The 22,608-nt window shown below is 63.3% G+C and carries 12 protein-coding genes and 1 pseudogene; all 13 read left to right on the top strand.

From position 1 onward, the window contains the following. Positions 1–495 precede the first annotated feature (495 nt). Positions 496–3,168: an eCIS core domain-containing protein gene (locus N5095_RS03135; protein WP_267620966.1), complete on the top strand. Its 2,673-nt coding sequence runs from the start codon at positions 496–498 to the stop codon at positions 3,166–3,168. A gap of 781 nt (positions 3,169–3,949) precedes the next feature. Beyond that, positions 3,950–4,483: pseudogene (locus N5095_RS22485) on the top strand (eCIS core domain-containing protein); the annotation flags it as partial. Then, positions 4,471–5,205, top strand: coding sequence for a hypothetical protein (locus tag N5095_RS03130; protein ID WP_267620964.1), 735 nt, complete (start codon positions 4,471–4,473; stop codon positions 5,203–5,205). The pseudogene N5095_RS22485 and the gene N5095_RS03130, both read left to right, overlap by 13 nt. 173 nt (positions 5,206–5,378) lie before the next feature. Beyond that, positions 5,379–5,663, top strand: a complete 285-nt coding sequence (locus N5095_RS03125; RefSeq protein WP_267620962.1) for a cupin domain-containing protein — start codon at positions 5,379–5,381, stop codon at positions 5,661–5,663. 18 nt (positions 5,664–5,681) lie between these two features. Further along, the gene (locus N5095_RS03120) at positions 5,682–7,859 is read left to right on the top strand and encodes an eCIS core domain-containing protein (protein ID WP_308203520.1); all 2,178 of its coding nucleotides are present in this window, start codon (positions 5,682–5,684) and stop codon (positions 7,857–7,859) included. A 763-nt stretch (positions 7,860–8,622) separates the two neighbouring features. Next, on the top strand, positions 8,623–10,707 hold the full coding sequence (locus N5095_RS03115) for an eCIS core domain-containing protein (protein ID WP_267620961.1): 2,085 nt from the start codon (positions 8,623–8,625) through the stop codon (positions 10,705–10,707). A gap of 2,619 nt (positions 10,708–13,326) precedes the next feature. Next, positions 13,327–13,965, top strand: coding sequence for a CIS tube protein (locus N5095_RS03110; RefSeq protein WP_267620959.1), 639 nt, complete (start codon positions 13,327–13,329; stop codon positions 13,963–13,965). Next, on the top strand, positions 13,966–15,015 hold the full coding sequence (locus N5095_RS03105; RefSeq protein ID WP_267620957.1) for a phage late control D family protein: 1,050 nt from the start codon (positions 13,966–13,968) through the stop codon (positions 15,013–15,015). After that, the gene (locus N5095_RS03100) at positions 15,012–15,656 is read left to right on the top strand and encodes a phage baseplate assembly protein V (protein WP_267620955.1); all 645 of its coding nucleotides are present in this window, start codon (positions 15,012–15,014) and stop codon (positions 15,654–15,656) included. The genes N5095_RS03105 and N5095_RS03100 overlap by 4 nt, the downstream gene beginning before the upstream one ends. 19 nt (positions 15,657–15,675) lie before the next feature. Further along, positions 15,676–15,978, top strand: coding sequence for a PAAR domain-containing protein (locus N5095_RS03095; protein ID WP_267620953.1), 303 nt, complete (start codon positions 15,676–15,678; stop codon positions 15,976–15,978). A gap of 8 nt (positions 15,979–15,986) precedes the next feature. Beyond that, a complete protein-coding gene (locus N5095_RS03090) occupies positions 15,987–16,379 on the top strand; it encodes a GPW/gp25 family protein (RefSeq protein WP_267620951.1) in 393 nt (130 codons plus the stop codon). A 42-nt stretch (positions 16,380–16,421) separates the two neighbouring features. After that, the gene (locus tag N5095_RS03085) at positions 16,422–20,246 is read left to right on the top strand and encodes a baseplate J/gp47 family protein (protein ID WP_267620949.1); all 3,825 of its coding nucleotides are present in this window, start codon (positions 16,422–16,424) and stop codon (positions 20,244–20,246) included. Next, positions 20,243–22,606 carry a baseplate J/gp47 family protein gene (locus N5095_RS03080; RefSeq protein ID WP_267620947.1) on the top strand — a complete coding sequence of 788 codons (2,364 nt, stop codon included), beginning with the start codon at positions 20,243–20,245 and terminating at the stop codon, positions 22,604–22,606. The genes N5095_RS03085 and N5095_RS03080 overlap by 4 nt, the downstream gene beginning before the upstream one ends. The last annotated feature ends 2 nt before the right edge of the window (positions 22,607–22,608 follow it).

Genomic DNA, 22,608 nt, shown 5'->3' with positions numbered 1-22,608 from the left:
AGTCGGACAAGCCGACGACGGGGTACTCCCCGAGTACGAAGCCCTGGTGCAAGCGGAGCATCACGAGGTGCCGCAGCACCCGAGTCGAAACGAGCGACTGGCAATCACCCACTGCTGCAACTACAGGCGAAGCAGGGGAATCGAGCCGTTCAACAGGTCGTAAAGGAGCGGACCCAGCCGAAACTGCAGGTCGGAAAACCGGACGACCGGTACGAGCGCGAGGCAGACCGTGTCGCCGAGCAGGTGATGCGGCTATCGGAGCCAGCCTCTTCCAACGACGAATCCGGCCGTTCGAGGTCGAGCCCGGCAAAAGTGCCGATTCAGGAGATGACCGACCGACCAACGGTGACCGTGGCGCGACCACCACCAGGCCGTGTCCAGCGAATGTGTTCTCGCTGTGAGCGACGAGCGAGTCGAGGAAAATCACTGAACTGCCTCGAATGCGAGGAGGAGCTTCGACGCAAGGAATTGTCCGGTAGCGGACAGTTGCCCACAGTGGACGACGAGACCGCCCGTGAGATTGGTTCGATTCGCGGTCGTGGTGACCCCTTATCGCACTCGACACGGGAGTTCTTCGAACCTCGCTTCGGTTACGACCTGAGTCGAGTCAGCGTCCACACAGGTTCGCGGGCGGCGAGTCTGAACCGGTCGCTCGACGCACGAGCGTTCACCGTCGGCCGAGACATCTTTTTCCGAGACGGGGCGTATCAACCCGGTTCCGCAACTGGGAGGCAACTACTCGCTCACGAACTGACGCACACGATACAGCAGGGGGCGGTTCGGTCACCGCGAGCGAGGCCGACTGCGGCAGCCCGATTGAGCGAAGAGAACCGTCGGACGACAGATGAACCGCGGGACGACACCGCGCAATGGCAGATGGAGTCGAGCACCGTCGACATGATGAATCCGGCACTCCCATCCGTCACGTCCAGTTCCGACGCCACGATGGTTCAGCGGGTCTCCTTGCCATCGTTTTCGGACATCGAGACGGGAATCGAATCCATCGGAGAGGAGGTCGCCGAGGCGGGCGATGATCTGGTCGAGTGGGGATCTGAAACGGCAGAATCGGCACTGGAGGCCGGTGAGGAAGCTCTTGAGAGGGGGAAGGAGGTGCTCGTCGAAATCGGTGGAGACGCCGTGGAGGTGGCGAGTGACGTGTGGGCTGCGGTTCAGGCGCTTGCGGAGGAACTGGGTGCGACCGTCTCGCTAACCGGCGGGCGACTCGTCGTGTCGATTCCCACATTGCCGGCGTGTCCGACGATACCCGTACAGTTCACACTCTCCGAAATCGCACGGGAAGGGACGTTCTTGGAGGGGGTCCTTCCGCTTACGGAGACAATCAGCATCACCGGGACAGTCGGATACCATCTTGGGTTAACGCCGGAGATTCTCGGACAGGTCGGTCCCTGTGAGCTCCAGAGCACACGGATAGTCATCGACCCTCTGGGTGGAGAGTACAGCACGAGCGGCCAACTCGCCGTGACGCTGGCGCTCGGACTCGGTGCCGAGGTGCGCGTCGGTCTCGAAGGGGAAGTCGGGATGTTGATCATCATTCCAGCTACCCCTCCGATTCCAATCGAGTTGCCAGTCGTCGGTCTGGAAGGTGGGCTGGCAGGCATGGCCCGCGGAACACTGGCAGATAGGATTACCATCGGTGGGACACTCTCGTACGCGAACGGTAACATCTCGCTCACGGCCAGCCGGACCGAGGACTTGGGCGTCGGTCTCGACCTCGGCCTGGCGGGGTACGGACAGATCGAACTCCTCGGCAACAACCTCTGCCGGCTCTACTGGCCGTTCTGGCAACGGCATTACAGCGCGACGATGTCGACGTTAATCGACGCCCGACTGGCTCTCAGTCGGGGCGGCGTCGATGCGTCTCTCAACGTCGCACCGCCACAGTTCAACACTCTCCCGTTCGATGACTTCGGACTAGAACTCAGACGCGAGGCGTTCATGGATGAGTGTCCGCTTTGTGACCGGTTCGCGGATATGGGGGTGTTCCCAGGAGGGATCGACGATCATCCCGAGTATCGACCGGATGAGTGGGAAAGAGGGCCACTGACTCGGTACCAGGTCCACGACCGCAGCCCATACAACGACAACAAGAGCGACATCGTCTGTCGTGGTGCCTGTGGACCCAACTGTGAAACGTGCAACTCACTCGGAACGGTCAAGATTCCGGCCGAAAATCGGGAGGGAGTCTGGGTGTACGAGAGCTTCGAGGAGTGCTTCACTCATCAGGGTTGCCGGGACCACGACGCGTGTTACGACTGGGCGTTCGACCAAGGCGAAACCGGCGAGCAGAGCATCCCGTTCACCGGAATTGAATTCCCCAGCGGAGGAAACCACCGGCTGTGTGACTTGGAGTGTATCTGCACTCACTCCGTGCCCCAGTGTGCCAAGTGGATATCAGGGAAGGGCGCCTTCGAGGCGATGTACTTCTCCGAAGAACCGTGGTTCGATAGTGGATCAACCGAGACACAGGAACAGGAACCAGGGGACTCGGCTATCCAAAACGTGGCACCCGAATCGGAGGACCCGAGCACGGTCACCGAACTGACTGAGGAGGAAACTGACCCCGTTGAAGCTACCCCTACGGGGTCCACGAAAGAGGATCCGATCCCGATGATCTGGTACAAACACCCGTCGGACTACCCTCGAGCGGTCGTCTTGGAAGGGGAGGAAGTGTTCCGGTTCACAGATGGACCGCGTCAGTACTTCCTCCCGGATCCAGGGATCTTGTGGAGTGGAAAGAGGGGTGCTTCCACCCTGCGGCAATACCTAGAGCCAGGTTTCTCGGTCATTGTCGGGGTCGATCAGGAACTGACTCCAAAAGAGGGGAGAGTCTGGAAGAAAGTCAGGTCCTACCGTAAAATATTCTATGGCAAGATACAAGAGGCGTTCCGGTTCCTGATGATCGAGCACGGCCACGATATGAACGCCCGGAAGGAGGACGCCGATCACGTCAAAGACCTCCAGTTCGCCGGGCCGGACGACTTCTACAATATGTGGCCGCTGGACGAGGACGTAAATCGTAGCGCGTGGGAGTTCGGGAAGCAGAGCGTTACGTACCTCGATGACGATGGAAACCTGCAAATCACAACGCTCGACGATGCAGCTCTACTGGATCGCTGGTTCGAAATCGTCGGGTTCGATCACTTCTGACCGAATACGAGATCCGGGGAGGATGTGGTCGTCGGCGAGCCCCTCTCAGAACGCGACAGTGCACAACGTGTCGAGTGAGGGACGAGGGGGCGGTGAGAGCCCGAGAGAAACGGCACAGAACCGGGGGGAGACGCACGGATCCCTCCGGAGCAGTCAACACGGTACGGCGTGTCTGCTGTAACACGACCGACAGCGGCTTCAAGAGCGGTGGTCGAACTAAAGGCCCAGAAGGCTTGGACGAACGACGAACACGCGCGCTCGTTGGCTACCACGGGGAATCGGGAAGCCCACAGACGAGTGCCCCGACCACTCCAGGCCGAGACACGGAAATAAGGGAACGAAATGTGCACCCGGGTGATACGAGGGAAATTACGGCTGCTACGACGTGACGAGTTCGGCGGACGAGAGACCCGGCAGGCGGGCTCGCTACAGCGGGTGCAGACGAACCCGCTGTAGCGACTCCAGCAGACCCACGGGAACTGACGTCCAGCGGTTGGTACAGGGCGTCCAGCCGAAACTGACGGTCGGAAAGCCGAACGACCGCTACGAACGCGAGGCCGAGCGGGTCGCCGAGCAGGTCACGAGTAACACCCTCTCCCCAGTTGCGCGGCCGGCAGCGGCGCAACCCTCACCGGAGATTCGTCGGGCGTCGACACCCTCGGAGAGTCGGTCGTCGACGGACGCCGAATCACGGCTCGACGCACGTGGCGGCGGACACGCGTTACCCGAAGCCGTCCGGACGTTCTTCGAGGGACGCTTCGGGTGACCGTTCGACGACGTACGGGTGCACTCGGACCCCAGGGCAGGGCGACTCACGACGACCCTGAACGCACGAGCGTTCACTCGCGGGAGTGACATCTACTTCGCGCCCAGACAGTATCGACCGGACACGAAGACGGGGTTGCGTCTCCTCGCCCACGAGGTGACACACGTCGTGCAACAGCGCCCGGGCGGATGTGGTATCGCGCGGAAGGCCATGGACGGCGGTGACGATCTCCGAGCGGTGACGGATGCGTCGCCGGTTCCCGTTCGGTCACGAGCGAGACAAGGATCGATTCAGGCCAGTCTGCTCGACTTCGGTGCAGAGCTCGACCTGGGAAGTGTCGTGGGAGCGGGCATCCACACGGCGGCGAACCAGCTCCTAACTCAGCTCGAAGTCGAAGCGTATCCCACCATACAGGAATTAAACGCGCTACGGCACCGGATGTCCGAGTCGTCGATCGTCGACCTCACCCTGAGCAGGTACAGCAACTGGAGCAGACGTGTCAGATGGTATCGTCTGTGGCTCCCGACTAGCTGTCCGTGCCGGAGCTGAACTTCAGTGATGTGTACGTGCAGCGAGTCGCCTTCGTAGCTCCTGTCGGCGTCGCGGGGTTCAAGCTCGCGCTGGTGGTCGGACTCGTGCTGGTGCTAGCCATACTCGCGATAGTGTTCGCTGTGATCGCATTCAAGTTCGTGGACAACCTGCTCGAAGGCATCGAAGCAGGACTCGACGAGCCAATCACGAAGCCAGCAGAGGATTCGGACCCGGACCCGGAACCCGAGCCGGGAGACGGTCCCAGACCGCTGCCGCTCGACCCGCGGTGGCAGAAGGAGGCGTGCGACGAACTGCTGATTAGCTGGCCCATCGAGCTTCCCAACCCGTACGACGTGTTTGGCGGTCCCGTCGGGCCCATTCGTATCAAGTCGTCAGAACGCGACCTCTACGGCCTCGGTCCACGGGGTAGCGCTCAGAGACGGCTCAACAACAGGATCAACGAAGCGCGAGAGGCGATGCTTCCCCCACCAGAAGCCTGCTTCTCCAACTCCGATCCGATTGAGTATTACGATGCGCATCACATACACCCCCTGTTCCTCGCAGGCGTCGACAGCGACGAGAACCTCTGTGCCGTGGAGACGCGGCGACACCACCAGGGACACGACCGGCTCCAACACCAGCCGGAGTGGTTGGACTACTACGTACAATGTGGTGAAGAGAGCGATGACCTGTACCAGCACGAGAGCCTCAATACGTATGTCATCGTCGACGAGAGATAGACGGATGAGAGACGCCCGACAGACAGGTTCGACGCTGACCTGAAGCGAGACGGCGTTCCCAGGGTCGCGAGCCGAACGTAACATGAGACCTTGAGTTCGGTCGGCCAGACACTCTCCCGATTCGTCGTATTCAGTGTCAGTTATTACCACGCCGAGCGTAGCCCAACCGGCTTATGCGGGCGCGCAGCATCACCGCCCTCCACCAGAACGAACGCGACGCGGCGGGGAGCGACGAGGCGACGTTTGAGGAGCGGGCACTGGTCAAACAGGGTGTCGGCATCGCCATCGCATCGGGAGCAAGACGAATCACGGTCGGCGAGGTGACGTTCTGCCCCAACGAGGAGACAGTGACACACGTCCACCCGTTCGGCTGGGTCATCCACGTGACTGCCGGCAAAATGCTCGCCGAACAGTGGGCCGACGAGAGCCTGAGAGGGACCAGTACAGAGCTGATGTGAGAGAGATAGGGTAAGCAAATGCACAGCCGGTCGATCCACAAGAAGAGAACGCGACAGAAGCGACCAAACGAGTCCGCCGAGCGACGGAACCAGCGAACGCACCCCTCACATCGAACGAGGACACACCCGCTCCAGCGACTCCAGCAGACACACGGCAACCAAGTCGTCCAGCGGCTGGCCCAGGAGAGCATCCAACCGAAACTCGAGGTCGGCCCGCGGAACGACCGGTACGAGCGTGAAGCCGAGCGGGTCGCCAGAGCGGTCACGACTGCGTCCTCGAGTCTGTCGGACGGTACTCGGACGACGGGACCCCACGGGCGTGTCCAGCGCATGTGTCCGCGGTGTCAGAAGCGCCACGCACAGGGCAAGCCCCTTGACTGTCCGGAGTGTGAAGCGGAACTCCAGCGAGCGGCGACGACAGCAACGACATCTGCGGTAGACACAGAGACCGCGAGCCTGATTCAGGAAAGTCGGAGTGGCGGACAGCCGCTTCCAGATGCGGTGCGGACGGAGTTTGAACCGCGGTTCGGACGTGATTTCGGCACGGTCCGTGTCCACACCGGGAGGCGGGCTGACGAGGCAGCCAGAGCAGTCGACGCACAGGCGTTCACGCTGGGTCGAGATATCGTCCTCAGGTCGGATACCTACCGGCCAGAGAAGAGCGACGGAAGGCGATTGCTCGCGCACGAACTGACGCACGTCGTTCAGCAGGATGCCAGTGACACACGGATTCAGCGCGCGAATGGAACGGGCGAGGACCCGGCCGCACCGGCACAGATGCCAGCGACCGGCCCGCGTATCGACGTGAACATGGACGAGTCGAGCGGCCGCATCTCCATCGAAGTCGAAGGAACCATCGTCGCAGAGGCACAGCCGACCGCCGGGAGGGATGTCTCGCTCCAAGTCGATTCACAGTGGGACGCGGGAACTAACTCGCTCGAAGTATCGGTCGTCGCGGGTCCCGGTGTGGACGTCGCGATGGTTCCGGGCGGCATCGAAGCGCTCGGTGAGCGCTTCTCATCGGTCAGTGTGAACGTCACGGACACGGTTGAACCGATAGAACCCGAACCGATTCGAGAGCAGCCGTTCAACCTGGAGTCGGGTCAGGTAGGACCGATAGCAGGTGAACTGCCCGTGCCCGAACCCGTGCTCGAGCCGGAGCCGAAACCGGAGCCAGAGACCGAAGCCGAAGTCCCGGAGAGTACTCCAGCGAAAGCTGAGGAGTCCGACTCCGGCGGAATCCTAACGACGCTGGGAGATATTGCGACCGACTTCATCCCTGGCGTGAGCAACGTCAAAGACGTGTACACCGCGTTGACCGGCGAGAACCCGGTCACGGGGGAGAAAGTCGGCGTGCTAGGAAGGATCGCATCAGGAATATTCGCCATTCCCGGGGTGGGAAACGTCGCGAAGTACGTCGGGAAGGGTGGAAAGCTGGTGGTCAAGGGAATCGTCGGAGCCGGCCGCAAAATCGCAAAATCCAGACTTGGCCGGTGGGTAGGGAAAAAGGCGAGTCGGGGATGGGACTGGTTGAAAAAGAAAGTTGGGTTGGGTCCGCCCCCGCGCCGCGGCTGCTTTGTCGCAGGGACGCTAGTCGAAACTCCCGATGGGAAACGAGCGATAGAGACCCTCCGCCCGGGCGACGTCATCAGGACCTACGACCCGATATCGAACCAGAGATCCGACCGAGAGGTCGTACGGAGGTTTATCCACACCGCGCCTTCTCTCGTCACCATCCAGATCGGGACGATGACCATTAGCTGTAGCCCGGAACACCCGTTCTGGGTTCCGGGAACAGGATGGCAAGAGGCCGGAGCGCTCCGGTCGGGAGATCAGCTGTTAACTGGAGAGGGAGAAACCACTCGAATAGAGTCGCTCCAACGGGTGCGCGATTCCGCGACGGTCTACAACATCGAAGTGGCCGAACCGCACACGTATCTCGTCTCTGACCGCGGGGTCCTCGTCCACAACAAGTCGATGGAGGTGCCGAAACCAGTTGGTTCATTGAAGAAGCCGAAGGCAAATTGGCTCAAGAAACAAGGCGTCGATCCGCACACGGTGAAGGAGGCACTGCCGGGTCCCGCATCGAGATACGACATTTACATCGACAGGACACGTAATCTGTTCGCCAAACGGAAAGGCGCTCCCGATGACGAGGCGGAGTGGCTCGGCCATCTCGACGACTTCAAGTCGTGATCAACGAGTGAACCAGCAGGCTCCGGGAAGAGAGAGGCGAGGACCTGTTCATCGGGTCTCACGTGGTGTGGCTCACTCGTCGCGAGTGAAAGGCTCGGACAGACGAAACGTGAGAACGTGGTGCATCACCGAAAAGCAACCGTCTATCGGAGAAGAGCAACGCGACATCCGTAATTCAGTCCTCGAGTGTGCCACCACGGACGAGGTGTGGGTACCGTCGACACACCGACTCGTACAAGTCGGACGGACGGAGCAGCACACCAGGAGCCGCGAGCCACCAGAAGAGGCACGATCGCCCAGTCCCGTCAAGGTGGAACGCGTCGTCGGGACGGCTTGCAGCGCGTTCCCGAAGATCCGAATCACCCAGCAAGAAGTGCCTCCGTCGCAGCGTGTCGAGCGAGATCGCCGATGGAGCTCGTTCCGACGCGGCGGCAGATTCAAGTGTGGAGCAGATGAAATATAATTCATCTGAACACAGCAAACGACGTGGTCTGGACGGCACCGAACACGACGGAAGTCGTGCCGGGACACGAAGACGACTGCACTCCCCCTCTGGAGCAACCAGATGCCAACAATCGAGAGAGACAGCACCGAACAGGAACATCAGCGACGGACAACGCACCCAACGAATCGACGCGGGAGTGAGACAGGGAAGTGTTGTCACTGAGTGGACGGCAAACGACTACGTCAGTCAGCAGGCGAAGTCGACGAAGGGTCGCGTGTCGCACGGACGCGGCCCTTCGAGTCGCCCCGGAGTAACGAGATGTCCACCCGAACAATCAACCAAGACAGCAAACAGACGCGACAGAGCCGGAGGCCGACGCCTGCGCATCAACCGAGACGGCACACCCGGGCTGAGTCCGGTGAGAGAGCGATCCAACGAGCAGACACGTCACGCCGAACGGGGCAACATCCGCTACAACAGCTCCAGCAGACCCATGGCAACCAGGCCATCCAGCGACTGGCCCAGGAGAGAGTCCAGCCAAAGCTTGAGGTCGGTCCGCCGAACGACCGCTACGAGCGCGAGGCCGAGCGGGTCGCCAGAGCGGTGACAAGCGCCCCGGACCCGACTCGCCGACAGACATCATCGACGACAGCGTCTCTCGAGCGCGTCCAGCGCATGTGTCCGCGGTGTCAGAAGCGCCACGCACAGGGCAAGCCCCTCGACTGTCCGGAGTGTGAAGTGGAACTCCAGCGGACGGCAGCCACGGCAGAGACACCCTCGGTGGACGCCGAGACGACGACGCTGATTCAGGAGAGTCGAAGCGGCGGGCAGCCACTTCCCGCGTCGACCCGGTCGTCCCTCGAACCGCGCTTCGGATACGGGTTCGGCGACGTTCGCGTGCACACCGATTCGAAGGCCGACGAGGCCGCCCGTGCAGTCGGCGCGCAGGCGTTCACGCTCGGACGGGACATCGTCTTCCGCGACGGGGCGTATCGACCAGAGACGGCGAGCGGGACACACCTGCTGGCGCACGAACTCACACACGTCGTCCAACAGCGCGGTCACACCACCCCGTCCGTGATTCGACGTAAGGAACCGGAGTCGAAGGAGAACGAGCAGAAGCCGAAACCGGGCACGGCTGCCGCCGGACCGAAGATGGCACTCCAGAAATCGAAAGGCGAGAGTCCGTGTGCGTGTCTGGTGGTCATCCATAACAACGAACCGTACGTACCCGAGATAGCGAAGCAGATGCACGCACGCTGCGCGTACAATCTCGTCACGATACCGTCGAACAAACGAACTCGCAAAATACGACTCGCAAGCGGGAAGTCGGTGGACCCGAACGCCATGTTCCCGAGAACGATCGCGGAACAGTGTTTAAAAGACGAGGCGAAGTGCAAAGCGGAGCGGGATCAATTACGTACGTCGAAGAGTGAAAGCGACATAGAGCGGTACACCCAGCTCCAGTTCTTCCTTACACTCAACGAGTGCTCGGACTCGTTTTCGTTACCTGTCGTCTCCCTCCACAACAACGACCTAATCGACACCCAAGAGTATCACAAGCAGAAAGCGAAAGAAGGTGTCGACCTGAGCAATCTGCAGAAGGACTTCGAGAAGCCGGGAACGGACAAGACACACAGAGCCAGAAAGAAACAGTCCGACGGGATTAAGAAAAAACTGGAGAAGCTCCTGGACGAAACGGTCGGGAGCAAAGCCCGGAAAGACCTCGATATCGGCGCGTCGGGGAAGACGAATATTTTCCGCTGGTGCGTCTCGACAGATCTGAGTCGTTGTCACATCGGCGACCCGGAAAACCCCGACAACGTCGTCTGGGTCACCGACGAGAACGACTATCAGGAGTTGAGCAAGAAAGACGTCAACGTCGTCCTCCAGTCAGAACCACCAACGAGGCCTAGCTCGGAATCCGAGTTCGACCTCTCCACGCTCTTCGTTCACCTTGCAGAGGCCGACCTCAAATCGCTGGTCGCCGAGTTCCGTCGACAGAAACTGGCAGCGAAAGCGCAAGGGGACATGGCGAAGGAAATCCAGTCGATAATGGAGACGTACAGGGCGTTGGAGAGATTACAAGAGCACGGCGATGCCCTTCTCGGCGACTACATACGGACGTTCGTTGAGATATCGAAGATTGTGTTCAATATTATAAAAATATTGTTGGGAGCTGGCAGCAAAATGCTCAAAACACCCTCGCCGAGGTACATCAACATCGAAACACCACTCATCCACCGGAAAGATCAAGAGAAGCAAACGCTCACGCCCGAAGAACGCGTCGCGAACTACGAGTTCATCGTCACTGTCCTCGAGTCTATCGGGCTTCACTGCTGTGACGACCCCACAGACGAGACGAACATCAAGAATAGCCTTCGGGAGGGAGGAACGCGCTGACTATTCGGACGTTCGCACATCGAGCAACGTGAACGCCTGAGACGAGCCCACACGAAAACTATGCGTACGACGGAACGAAAAAAACCACCTGAACGTCTCGAGAGCCCGGCGGACTATCTCGAAGCAGTACGTCGAGGTCGGCCTATAGTGGAGGGAAGGACGGATGGTCGGAGACCTCGTCCGCGTCGAACTCGAGACGGCGCGGAAACTTGAGCGGGAAGCTCCTCATGCCGACTGTACAGGCCGTTGAGAACGGTCAGGTGGTCGAGCGAACACTCCGCGTCGCTGACCTCCCGACGTTCTAACTGCTGGACTCAAGGAGAGATATCTCGGAAGCGCAATCCCGCGTCGTGGCATCTGATCTGTAGCGAACACGCACACGACCAGAGTGGTCGCAGTTCTGTACAGATAGAGGTAGAGTCTACCCACTGGCGGCACGAAGATCCGGACGAGACTACCACGAACAGGTCGAGGAGGGAGTGCTAGCCACTTGCTCGTCAGACAGTGGGTCGTGCCAGATGACCCGGACTTCGAGCGACCGTGCGGTGGGGTGTGTAGAGAAGCGGACAGTCGTCGTCGACTGTCATCCAGTAATTGAGTGATGGAACCGGTCGTGAACCGGACGACCCGAAGTGTATTTGGCCGTTGCTCAACATGTAGTGGGTAGCGTCCACGGGAGAGCCGGGTGCAGTGAGTCCACGTCGAGGGCCGTACTCGTCTACCACAGGGCGAAAGCATGCCAGAAGACTACCACGACATCCAACTTCCGCGCGTCGCACGACAAATCACCCTCGTCCGGGGGGTGGACGAGCGTCGCGTCTCGCTCGACGGGCGTCCGGAGGCGGTCCGATATCGCATCGGTCGCCTCGTTCCGTTCACCGGGATATTAGACACGCAACTGGGCGGCGGCCACTGGCGATTCCTGACACTCTCGTATCTCCTCGCTCAGCCGCTCACCGTCACGGAACGAACCGAGTACGTCCGGGAGCTACACCATCACCACTCGACCCAGCAGGCTGTCGAACGACGCGAAACGGACACTCGGCGGGAGGCAGACAGCCCCGCGACGAGAAGGACTCGCAGCCACCCTCCGCGAATCACGCGACTCGTGGCCGAGCAGTTCCCGCGGCCCACCTACCTCGTCTCACGGTACGTCGAGGAGCGTGGTTCCGGGGTCACGGACCGGGAACGGAAGGGACTAAACAGACCGACGGCATTCGGCTATCTCGACCGAACGGAACGGGACGAGCGGCCCGCTCGCGCCCCACTGAAGGGTTCCAGCGGCCCGTGGCGCGCGCCGACCCTCTCTGGACGGTGGGTGTACCGTCGCGCCCGAGCCGACGACACAGTGACCGAGAGCTCGAGAACCGTCGGAGAGCGACGCGCTCCAGGCTCGACGTGGCACGATAGCGAAGGACGACCCCACGAGAAAGCGGGACAGGAGACCGACACGAGGCCACCCGGTTCCGTCCGATACGACAGACGCACAGACTTCGAGACCGGCCTCTCTATTCGACGCCTCCCACCCCGAATTCACAGGAGGGCCCAGTCCCCCGTCGGGGGCGTGAGGACGGGCGCACCACAGCCATCTGGACGGGACTCGCTACGGGTCGTCAGGACAGAGACGGCGCGAATCGTTCAGACGAACGGACCGCGGGCCGTCCAGCCGGACGAACCACGAACGGTCGTGCAGTCGGTCCATATCGACTCGGACTCGGGCCGAGAGGGTGGAGGACAGGGTGATGGGTCGGCACAGCCCGTGACCCATCTTCAACGCCAGGTGGCGAGACGACGAGATCGTCTCGGTCGTCCCGACGACTACCCGACCGTTGACCATGGAAGAGCGACACGAGCACTGAGGGGCCTCAACCGTCGTGCCGACGACCCGCACTCGTTCGAGGTAGTCACCCGATTCCAGGATACGCGACCACGGCCGTCGGACACCGAGACTGGCCAGCAGTCGCCCGCGCTCGCTCCGGCCGACAACCCGTCGGAGCGCAGGGTTCGTGAGGTCCTCCGCGAGGTGTCGTCGGGGGCTTCGGGACTTCCGGGGCTCGAAACCGTCGTCTCGCCGCCCCGGGAGGCGGTCGAACGGATCGAAACACGCCGCGGACCACCGACGGTAATGCGGGAAACGCGGCTGCAGCTCGCGGCCGGAGGAACCGCCGGCCCGCCAGAGAGACACGGGAGCGAGCGCGGTGCGTCCGACTCACGCGACGAGTCGCGTCTCCGACAGCAGTCGCCCGACGCGCCCACGCAGAAGTCACCGCGAAGTGTCGTCCCCGCGCCACCACCAACTGGCGACACCGTAGCCAGTGACCGCCCCCGACTCGTCCACAGACGGGAGCGACACCTCTCCGACGGAGAGCGTCCGGGAGTCGTCGCGGCGAACGAGCGAGCCAGTCCGGGGCGGACGACGACGCAGCAGCGTCCCGCTACGGCGGCCGGTTCGACTCCCGAACCTGACAGTTCACAAGAGCAATATATATCTGCCCTGGAAGCGTTGACTGACCGTCACATGGCAGCGGATCCGACGATCGACCGACTGGTAGACCACCTGTTCAACCGGCTCGAACGGAAACTCCGAATCGAACGCGAACGACGGGGGCGCTGAGCGCGATGTCCACTCCGACCACGTCGAACCTGGCGAAGGCCGTTATCATCGCCGGCGGCACGGAGGTCCCCGTCAAGTTCAACCCGACCGAGTACAACCTCAACAAGTCCGTCACGTTCGTCGAGAAGTCGATACCCGGCTTCACGACCCCCGTCACGCAGTTCGGGAGCGGCGAGTCGGAGACGCTCTCCATGGAACTGTTCTTCGACGCCTACGAGGAGAAGAACCGGGACGTTCGGAAGTACACCGAGAAGCTGAGAGACCTCCTGAAAGTCGATGGGGCCCAACACGCGCCGCCCGTCTGTCGGTTCGTCTGGGGCTCGCTCGACTTCACGTGTCTGCTCCAGAGTGCCAACACGACCTTCACGATGTTCCTCGACAGCGGTGTCCCGGTTCGTGCGCGAATGGACGTCACGTTCCAAGAGTACAAACCGCCGAGGCGACAGCGCGAGGAGAACCCCCGAAGTTCGCCCGACAAGTCGAAGCTCCACCGCGTGACCGAGGACGAGACCCTCTGGGTGCTCGCCGACGAGGAGTACGGTGACCCGACGCGCTGGCGTGCGATCGCTGAAGCGAACGGGATAGACAACCCACGGACCCTCCGCCCGGGAGCGTTGCTCGTGGTCCCGACACTGGAGTCGTAGATGACGTTCGAGCCAATCGAAGGCACGTACGAGGATTTCTATGTCCCACGGTTCGAGATCGCGACGTCGGGGACGACCTACACCGACGCCACAGGAGAGATCGCACAGCTGTCGGTGAAAACGAGCGTCGAGGGGGCGAATCGATTCTCGTTCACGCTCACCCACCCGTTCGACCTGGAACGCCGGGAGTTCGAGGAGATCGACTGGGCGAGCCTCGAGAGGGACCGCCCCGTCGAAATCTCGATGGGATACGCCGATACACTCAAACCGGTGTTCCTCGGCAGTGTCCAGTCGGCCGAGCCGTCGTTTCCCACGAGCGGCGTCCCGACTATCGAGGTGAGCGGCTACGGCCGCCTCCACGAACTCATGGTCGGGAACCGGACGAAGACGTGGGACCGGGACACAGTTGAGGACCGAGTGACGGACGCGGCAGTCGTCCAGAAGGTCCTGGACCGGGGAAGCTACGGCTTCGGTGGTACGACGATCGACGACACCGAGCTGGAGTTCACCCGGATCATCCAGGACAACAAGTCCGACTACCAGTTCCTCACCGAGCGCGCCCGGCGGTACAACTACGAGGTGTTCACGCATCGCGACGAGTTCTACTTCCGGGCGCCGCACGACGACGACCCGCCCACCCTGACGCTCGCGTACGGCGAGTCACTCCTGTCGTTCTCCCCACAGCGCAACCAGGCGAACGACGTGAGCGAGGTTGTCGTCCGGTGGAGCGACCGGAACGGCCGCGAGGAGATCGTGGGACGGGCGTCGGGAGAGGAACCGAGCGGGGATCCCCGGGTCGTGCGTATGCCGGTAGAGTCGAAACGGGAGGCCGACCGGGTGGCCGAAGCCGAAGCGGTCCGCATCAGACAGGACCGCCTCCGTGGGAGCGGGGAGACGATCGGCATCCCGGAACTCGTTGCAGGCATCACGGTCCAACTCGAAGGGCTGACAGGCGAGTTCAACGGCCTGTACTACGTCGAGAGCGCGGAGCACAGGCTCTCGACCGACGGGTACGTCACGTCGTTTCAGGTTCGGGGGGCGAGCGCATGAGCTTCGGCGAGTTCACCGAGGAGCCGCCCGAGGAGGGCATCCGCGGCGTCGCCACCGGCATCGTGACCGACAACAAGGACCCCGAAGGGATGGGACGAGTCCAGATCCGCTACCCGTGGCGAGACGAGGACCAACAGAGTTTCTGGGCACGCACCGCCCGGACGATGGCGGGAAAAGACCGGGGGACGTATTTTCTCCCAGAGGTCGATGACGAGGTGCTCGTCGCCTTTGAGCAGGGCGACATCCACTACCCGTACGTCATCGGGGCGCTGTGGAGCGCCGCCGAGAAGCCCCCCGTGGACAACGCCGACGGGAAGAACAACATCCGGAAGATTCGCTCGCGGAGCGGTCACGAGATAACGCTTGACGATACCGAACGCGCCGAGAAGGTCGAAATCAAGACGAATGCCGGTCACTCGGTGGTTCTCGACGATTCGACTGGCGGCGAGAAGATACAGCTCAAGGACAAGACGGGAAAGAACACGATCGAGTTCAAATCCGTTCCCGGGGATATCAACATCAAGAGTAACCTGAACGTCAACGTCGAGTCGAAGATGATTACCATCAAGGGAACGGGGAACGTGACCGTCGAAGCCGGCGGGATACTGACGCTGAAAGGCTCACTCGTGAAAATAAACTGAGGAGACAACGAATCCAACCATGCCACCAGCTGCACGCGTACTCGATCAGACGAGCCACGGAACACCGCTCACCGGGAGTCCGGGGAGTCCGACCGTCCTCATCGGTGGGAAACCCGCCTGGCGGGCGCTCGCCGACATGCACACCTGTCCGCTCGTTCTCCCGCCTCCAGCCGCCACCCCACACGTCGGGGGCGTCGTCACGCTGGGGAGCACAACGGTGTTGATAAACAACCTCCCGGCCGCTCGACAGGGAGACGTGATCCCCGAGGCTGGCCCGCCGAACACCATCGCCATGGGGTGTCCGACGGTGATAATCGGGTGAGAACGACGATGACGAAAGAGAATTTCCTCGGAACGGGATGGGCGTTTCCGGTCGAGCCGGACAGGGACAGAGACATCGCCGTCGCGGTCACGAAAGAGGACGTCGAACAGGCCATCTGGATTATCCTCGGGACCGCGAAGGGTGAGCGTGTCATGCGACCGGACTTCGGCTGCGGCATCCACGACTTCGTCTTCGCAGCGGTCAACATGGCGACGCTGACGATGATCGAGACGAGCGTCATGGACGCGCTCCTCGAGTGGGAGCCTCGAATCGAGGTGCTGAACGTCGACGTCTCAGCCGGGCAGATCAGCGTCGGAAAGCTCCTCATCTCCGTCGAGTACCGCATCCGAGAGACCAACGTCGAGGGAAACCTCGTCTACCCGTTTTACATCAATGAGTGACCCACAACGCAGTTCGACACACAACCGGCGAAGGAGCGACCGATGACGGAGCCGACACCACCCCCCATCGACGGTCGACGACGAGCCGAGTTACTCGAGGAGGCAATCGAGCGCGCGCGGAGCTACACGCCCGAGTGGGACCCAGACGAGGGCGACGTGGGGACGGCCATGTTGCGTCTCTTCGCCGACGTCGCTGCCGACGTCACCACCCGTCTCGACCGGGCACCCGAGAAACACCGCGTGGCGTTCTTCGACGCGCTCGGGTTCAACAGGGCGCCTCCCCAGCCCGCGCGGCTCCCGCTCGTCTTCCAGGTCGCCGAGGGGCTCGCGGAGAACGTTCGGATTTCCGCAGGGACGCAGGCGGTCGCTCCGCCCGACGGAGAGGGGACGGAACGGGTGTTCGAGGTTCCCGAGGGAATGGGTTTCGAGGCGACGCCGGCACGTCTCGACGCGGTGTACAGTGTCAGCCCTGACGACGACGCAATCTTCGAACACGGGACCCAGCTCGAATCGGGTGACGGGACACAGCTGTTCACCGGAGAGAACGTTCAGGAACACGTGCTCTACCTGGGCCACACCGATTTCTTCACGCTGACGCCGACCACGGAGTTCGAGCTTCGACTCGAGGGGTCGGACGTGGACGCCTTCGACACGCTCCGATGGGAGTACTACGGCACGGCGCTGGTCGACGATGAGTCGGTCGAGGGGTGGCACGCGCTTCCCCGTCGACCCCGTCCTGAAACGTCCGGCGATACCGTCGTCCTCAGGTTCAAACTGGAACCCGAGAGCGAGTTCGTCGAGACCACGCTTCCGGTGAGTGAGGAGTCCGTCGAGGAGACTCCGGCAGGGGCGGAGCCGCGGGTCACCGAGATCGAGACGCGATGGGTTCGGTGCAGCTCACCGGCCAGCCTCGACGCGGACCTGTACGAAACAAGCGTCTCGTCGGTCGGACTCTCGCTGGTCAGCTATGGGATCGGTGCAGGCTCGCAGGGAGGGGCGGACTCCAACGCTGGCTCGTTCACCACCGACGGGGGGACCGACTCACAGAACGCTCCGGTTCTCCTCGCCGACATGCTCTTCGCCAACGACGTGCCGCTGCCGACGAAGGGCTCAGACGAGCCGAACCTCTACCCGTTCGGCGAGATGCCGCTCCCGCTCGATGCGTTCTACGTCGCCTCCGACGAGGCGTTCTCGAAGAAAGGGATGACGGTGAAGCTGACGTTCGAAGGGATGCAGACAAACAGTGCCCCGCTACCGGCTGTTCCGGAGCCCGAGACCTTCGACCCTAAGGATACGACGCGGAGCATCGATCTCTCGTGGGAGTACTGGAACGGGTCGGGATGGACGTACCTCGAATTAGAAGAGGACGAACTGTGGAATGGAGACGAGCGATACGTCCAGTTCGAGGTCCCGACGGACACCGAGCCCGCGGCCGTCTCCGGTCACGAGCACCACTGGATACGAGCCAGGGTCCAAGAGGACGGTTACCTCCAGTTCAATACGGGACTGTTCTACGCCGACGACAACCAGCAAGTGAACCCAGGGAAGGACGACCCAGTCATCTGGGAGATGATCCACGAGGCCGTCCCCGCGTTCCAGAAACTGACCATCGACTACCCACCGCTTGCGGTGGTCTCAGATGGGAACGGCGAGAACGGGGGTGGCGACGGTAGTGGCGGTAACGGTGGCACCGATGGCGCGGAGAGTCCACAGGTGGGTTCGACCGGGACGCTGGAGGTAGTCCCACAGCACGTAGTCACACACAACAGTGGGTCGTACGGACTCGACGAGGCACGAACGCTACGGCCGGACGTGACGACCGAGGTCCAGCCGTTCAGTGAGGTCGCGGACAGACTCGTCGAGGACCCGAAGGAGACGCTCTACCTCGGGTTCGACGGTCCGCTCGACGACGGCCCGATACAGGTGCTGTTCTCGGCCGTGGACAAGACGTACCCGATCGGGTTCTACCCGCGGACGCGCTGGGAGTATATGACGGCCGGTCCAGACGACCCCGGCGGTGAGGTGTGGGAACCACTGAGTACCGAGGACGGAACGGAGGGCCTCACCCGTCGTGGCATCGTCGGACTCGTGTTCCCCGAGGCGACGGAGCCGTTCGAGCGGTTCGGACGGCTCCGCCACTGGGTCCGCGCCCAGCTGGTGAGCGAGAGCCAGTTCGATGTCGACGTGACGGCTGGCGATGCGAGAGACGTCCCTGGCGGTGAACAGGCGCTCCGAATCCTGTTCGACGTCGAGAACCAGCAGTTCCGCGTCGAGAACACGACCGACCAGGCGTTCGGGCTCGCAGGCTACACGCTCGTCGTCGACAGGTGGAGACGACCCCTCGACGGCCGGGCCGAGACTCAGACCCCGGGTGAGTTCGTCGTCCCGCCGGGTGGAACGCTCGTCGTGAGGACGGAGCTGACCACGGACCAGGAGGTCTCAGGAACCGTCGCGCTCGAGACGCCGGACGTCGAGACGCTGTTCGGAGACACCGCAGAGGCGGCTGCCGAGTCTCGAACGAACGAGAGGGGTGCGACCGTCAGCGGCGTCCCGACGGCGAGCGAAGTAGGAGTCTGTGAGCCCCTCGAACCGGCAGTCCTGGCGACGAGCCCACAGTGGACGACGACGCCGCCGACGCTCCGTGCGCGTGGGCTCTATCTCAACGCGGGATGGGCCGACAACGTCCGAACGGTGTCCGAGGAGGTCCTCGGGTCGAGCAACGGATCGGACGGCCAGACGTTCGCGTTCGGCAATCAGCCGGTGATCGAGGAGGCCGTCTGGGTCGACGAACTGCCGGCACGCACCGTAGACGAACGCGAGGCGCTGACGGAGGAGGACCCCGAGGCGGTCGACGAGCGGACCGAAGAGGACGGCGGCACGACGGCCTTCTGGGTCCGGTGGACGGCGGTCGAGAACTTTGTGGAGTCGACGGCCGACGACCGGCACTACGTCGTCGACCGGACCGAGGGCCGACTCACGTTCGGCGACGGGGACAGCGGGGCCATCCCACCGATCGGAGAGGACAACGTCAAGACGAGCTACCGGACGGGCGGCGGCGTCGACGGGAACGTCCCGGCGGAGACCGTCGCCGCGCTAGTCACGGCACTCCCTTACGTCGAGGGGGTCACCAACCCGGACGCCGGGAGAGGCGGTGCCGACGCCGAGCGGACGAGACGGGCGGTCGAACGCGCGGCGCGGACCCTCGAAGACCGCAACCGGGCGGTCACGGCCGCGGACTTCGAACGCCTCTCGATGTCAGCGTCGCGGGAACTCGCTAGAGTGCGGTGCATCCCGGGGATGGACCGGGCCGGGACGACTCGTCCCGGATGGGTGACGGTGCTCCTGGTCCCACGGACGAGCGAGGCGAAGCCGACGCTGTCGCCGGAGGTCCGGCGACGGGTCGAAGAGACGCTGCGGACGTACGCACCCGCGCCGGTGACGCGAGTGGCGCCCGAACAGGTCGTGGTCCGAGGACCGAGCTACCTCGCGGTGCGTATCGGGACGACGCTCGTGGTGGACGAGGGCGCTCCGAGCGTCGCCGCGGTCGAAGAGCGCGCGACCGGGCGACTGGAGTCGTTCTTACACCCGCTGACCGGTGGCCCCGACGGGTCGGGGTGGGCCTTCGGCGACCTGCCCTGTCTCTCGGATTTCTACGCCCTGCTCGAACGCGTCGAGGGTGTCGACCGGGTATCGCGACTCGTCGTGACGTTCAGCGGGAGCGACCGGAATCACGTCGTCGCGAGCGACGAGGACCGACTGCCCCGGGTGACCGCCGACACGCTCGTGTTCAGCGGGAGCCACGACGTCGCGGTCGGGGGCGACCCCGAGACGGGCACGGGAGCCGACGCGAACGAGGTGACGAAATGAGTCTCGAGATACCGGATTTAGACGACCGCACGTACGAGGAAATCGTCGACGACGCACGGAGACGCATCCCGGTCTACGCCGACCAGTGGACCGACCACAACGCCTCCGACCCCGGAATCACGCTCCTCGAACTCCTCGCGTGGGTCGCCGAGACGTACACGTACCAGCTCGACCGGGTCACCGACGCCCACCGGCTGAAGTACCTCGCGTTGCTGGGCGAGCAGCCCCGGCCACCGCGGCCGGCGACTGTCGACCTGAACGTCTCGCTTCCCGAAACGGTGGGGCACATCGAAATCGAGCCGTCGGCGAAGCTCTACGCGACCGACGACGCCGACAGAACCTACGGGTTCGAGACGACGGAACACGCGAGGCTGACCTCGGCGCGACTCGCGCGGGTCGTCACCGACGGGGACCGCGGTCGGATCGACCACTCGGCCGCGAACCGAATGCCCGGGATGCACTTCGCCCCGTTCGACGAGTCGGCGACCGCAGAGAGCGCACTCTACCTCGGCTTCGAGGGGGACCCATTCGCCGGCGACATCGACCTCTCGCTCGCGGTCCGACTCCACGAGGTGGACCTCCCCGAACCGGCGACATACGGGGCGAGCGCGGACTCGTGGTCCGAGCCGGAAGACTTCGAGCCGCCGGTCGAGGTGCAGTGGGAGCACTACGTTCCGGAGGACGGCGAGGCATCGAACGGAGCTGTGAACGGCGTCTGGAAACCGATGACGGTCGCGAACGACGACACGAGAGCCGACCGACTGGTGAACCGGTTCTACCGGAGCGGACAAATCGTCCTCGAGTATCCCGAAAAGAACTGGAAGAAGGAGCCGGTCGACCTCTTCACACGCGACGAGAGACACCAGTGGATCCGGTGTGTCCTGAAGACGGGGACGTACGAGATCTCCCCACGAATCGATTCGATCGAACTGAACATCGTCCGCGTCGAGCATCGCTGGACCGTTGACCGCGAGGGGGACCCCGAGCCCCTCGAATCCACGAACGACGACGCGACGGGTGGTAGGTTCCCCAGCGGAAACTGGGCGAGGTCGACAGGGCTTCCCGACCAGACGTTCGGATTCACGCTCCCCCCACCGTTCGCCGCGGAGGTGAACGTCGGCAGGGAGCGGGTGACGACGCTCCTCGTCGACGACGACTCGGCTCCCACGGTCCTCGTCGACGGGGTGGACTGGGAGCAGCGGGACGACTTCGACGGAACGGGTCCACGCGACGAGGTCTTCGTTTTGGACCCAGCACGCGGTGCGGTCACGTTCGGTGACGGCTCGCGGGGGAAACTCCCACCGGAGGGGGCACGAATCACCACCACGCGGTACGTCGTCGGCGGGGGCGTCGAAGGGAACCTTCCCCCCTCGACGACGTGGGCGTTCGCGGCGCCGCTGCTCCCCGGCGTCGATGCGGACGAGGGAGTGCTGGGGTGCCGAAGCGTGAGCGGACAGTTCATGAAGGCGGATCTCGGACACCTCACGGTTACACAGCCCGCGGCGGCGACCGGTGGAGTGGACGCCGAATCCGTCGAAGAGGCGTTCGACCGGCTACAGGAGGATCGACTCGAACCGTACCGGATGGTCTCACTTGCGGACTACGAGCACGTGGCGACCCACACACCAGGACTGCGGTTCGGACGGGCGGCCGCACGGCTCGTCACGATGGAGGCGGTTGAGCGGCCCTCCCGGTCTCCCGTGGTCGACTCGGGGTGTGGACACGGAACGGGAAACGATGTCGAGCCCGGGGTCCCTGGCTCGCACACCGAAGCGGAGAAGCCAGAAGCGGAGAGCAGCAGCACGGACGGGGCCGGTGGAGGGACCGACGAGACCGGCGAGGTGCATCCCGGCTACTGCGAACCCCACCACCAGGTCCGCGTCGTCGTCGTTCCGTACTCCCGGTCGTCGCGGCCGACACCGAGTGACAATTTCCGCGCGGCAGTCCAGCGTCACCTCGACCGCCACCGGCTGGTGACCGACCGGGTGGTCGTGGAGGCCCCTAGATACGTCGAGATCGGCGTCACCGTCGAGGTTCGCCTTGACGCCGGATTCGGGGTCACGGACCGAGAAGAGGCCGTCAGGGAGGCGCTGGACGAGTTCCTCGACCCGCTGAGAGGGTTCGAGGGTGACGGCTGGCCGTTCGGGCGCGACGTCTACCCGTCGGAACTGTACGAGGTAATCGAGGGCGTTCGGGGCGTCGACTGCGTGACCCGACTCGACATCCGTCCGCCACCGGATCGCGAGGTCGCCGCCGACGGGGGCGTCGCAATCGACGACGAGGAGTTGCCCACTCCGGTCGAGCACACGGTCACCGCGCAGTTCGATCCGCGAGCGTCCCAGTGCGGACGGGAGGCGTGAGG

The sequence above is a fragment of the Halobium salinum genome (genome assembly GCF_026586625.1).
In the GTDB taxonomy this organism is placed as follows: Archaea; Halobacteriota; Halobacteria; order Halobacteriales; family Haloferacaceae; genus Halobium; species Halobium salinum.
This window is presented reverse-complemented; position numbering and strand designations above follow the sequence as displayed.

Bases quoted from the DNA above. Each gene is read 5' to 3' on its own strand.
- N5095_RS03085 (WP_267620949.1), top strand. From the start codon at position 16,422: ATGACGGAGCCGACACCACCCCCCATCGACGGTCGACGACGAGCCGAG.
- N5095_RS03080 (WP_267620947.1), top strand. From the start codon at position 20,243: ATGAGTCTCGAGATACCGGATTTAGACGACCGCACGTACGAGGAAATC.
- N5095_RS03110 (WP_267620959.1), top strand. From the start codon at position 13,327: ATGTCCACTCCGACCACGTCGAACCTGGCGAAGGCCGTTATCATCGCC.
- N5095_RS03115 (WP_267620961.1), top strand. From the start codon at position 8,623: ATGTCCACCCGAACAATCAACCAAGACAGCAAACAGACGCGACAGAGC.
- N5095_RS03090 (WP_267620951.1), top strand. From the start codon at position 15,987: ATGACGAAAGAGAATTTCCTCGGAACGGGATGGGCGTTTCCGGTCGAG.
- N5095_RS03100 (WP_267620955.1), top strand. From the start codon at position 15,012: ATGAGCTTCGGCGAGTTCACCGAGGAGCCGCCCGAGGAGGGCATCCGC.
- N5095_RS03125 (WP_267620962.1), top strand. From the start codon at position 5,379: ATGCGGGCGCGCAGCATCACCGCCCTCCACCAGAACGAACGCGACGCG.
- N5095_RS03105 (WP_267620957.1), top strand. From the start codon at position 13,966: ATGACGTTCGAGCCAATCGAAGGCACGTACGAGGATTTCTATGTCCCA.
- N5095_RS03095 (WP_267620953.1), top strand. From the start codon at position 15,676: ATGCCACCAGCTGCACGCGTACTCGATCAGACGAGCCACGGAACACCG.
- N5095_RS03120 (WP_308203520.1), top strand. From the start codon at position 5,682: ATGCACAGCCGGTCGATCCACAAGAAGAGAACGCGACAGAAGCGACCA.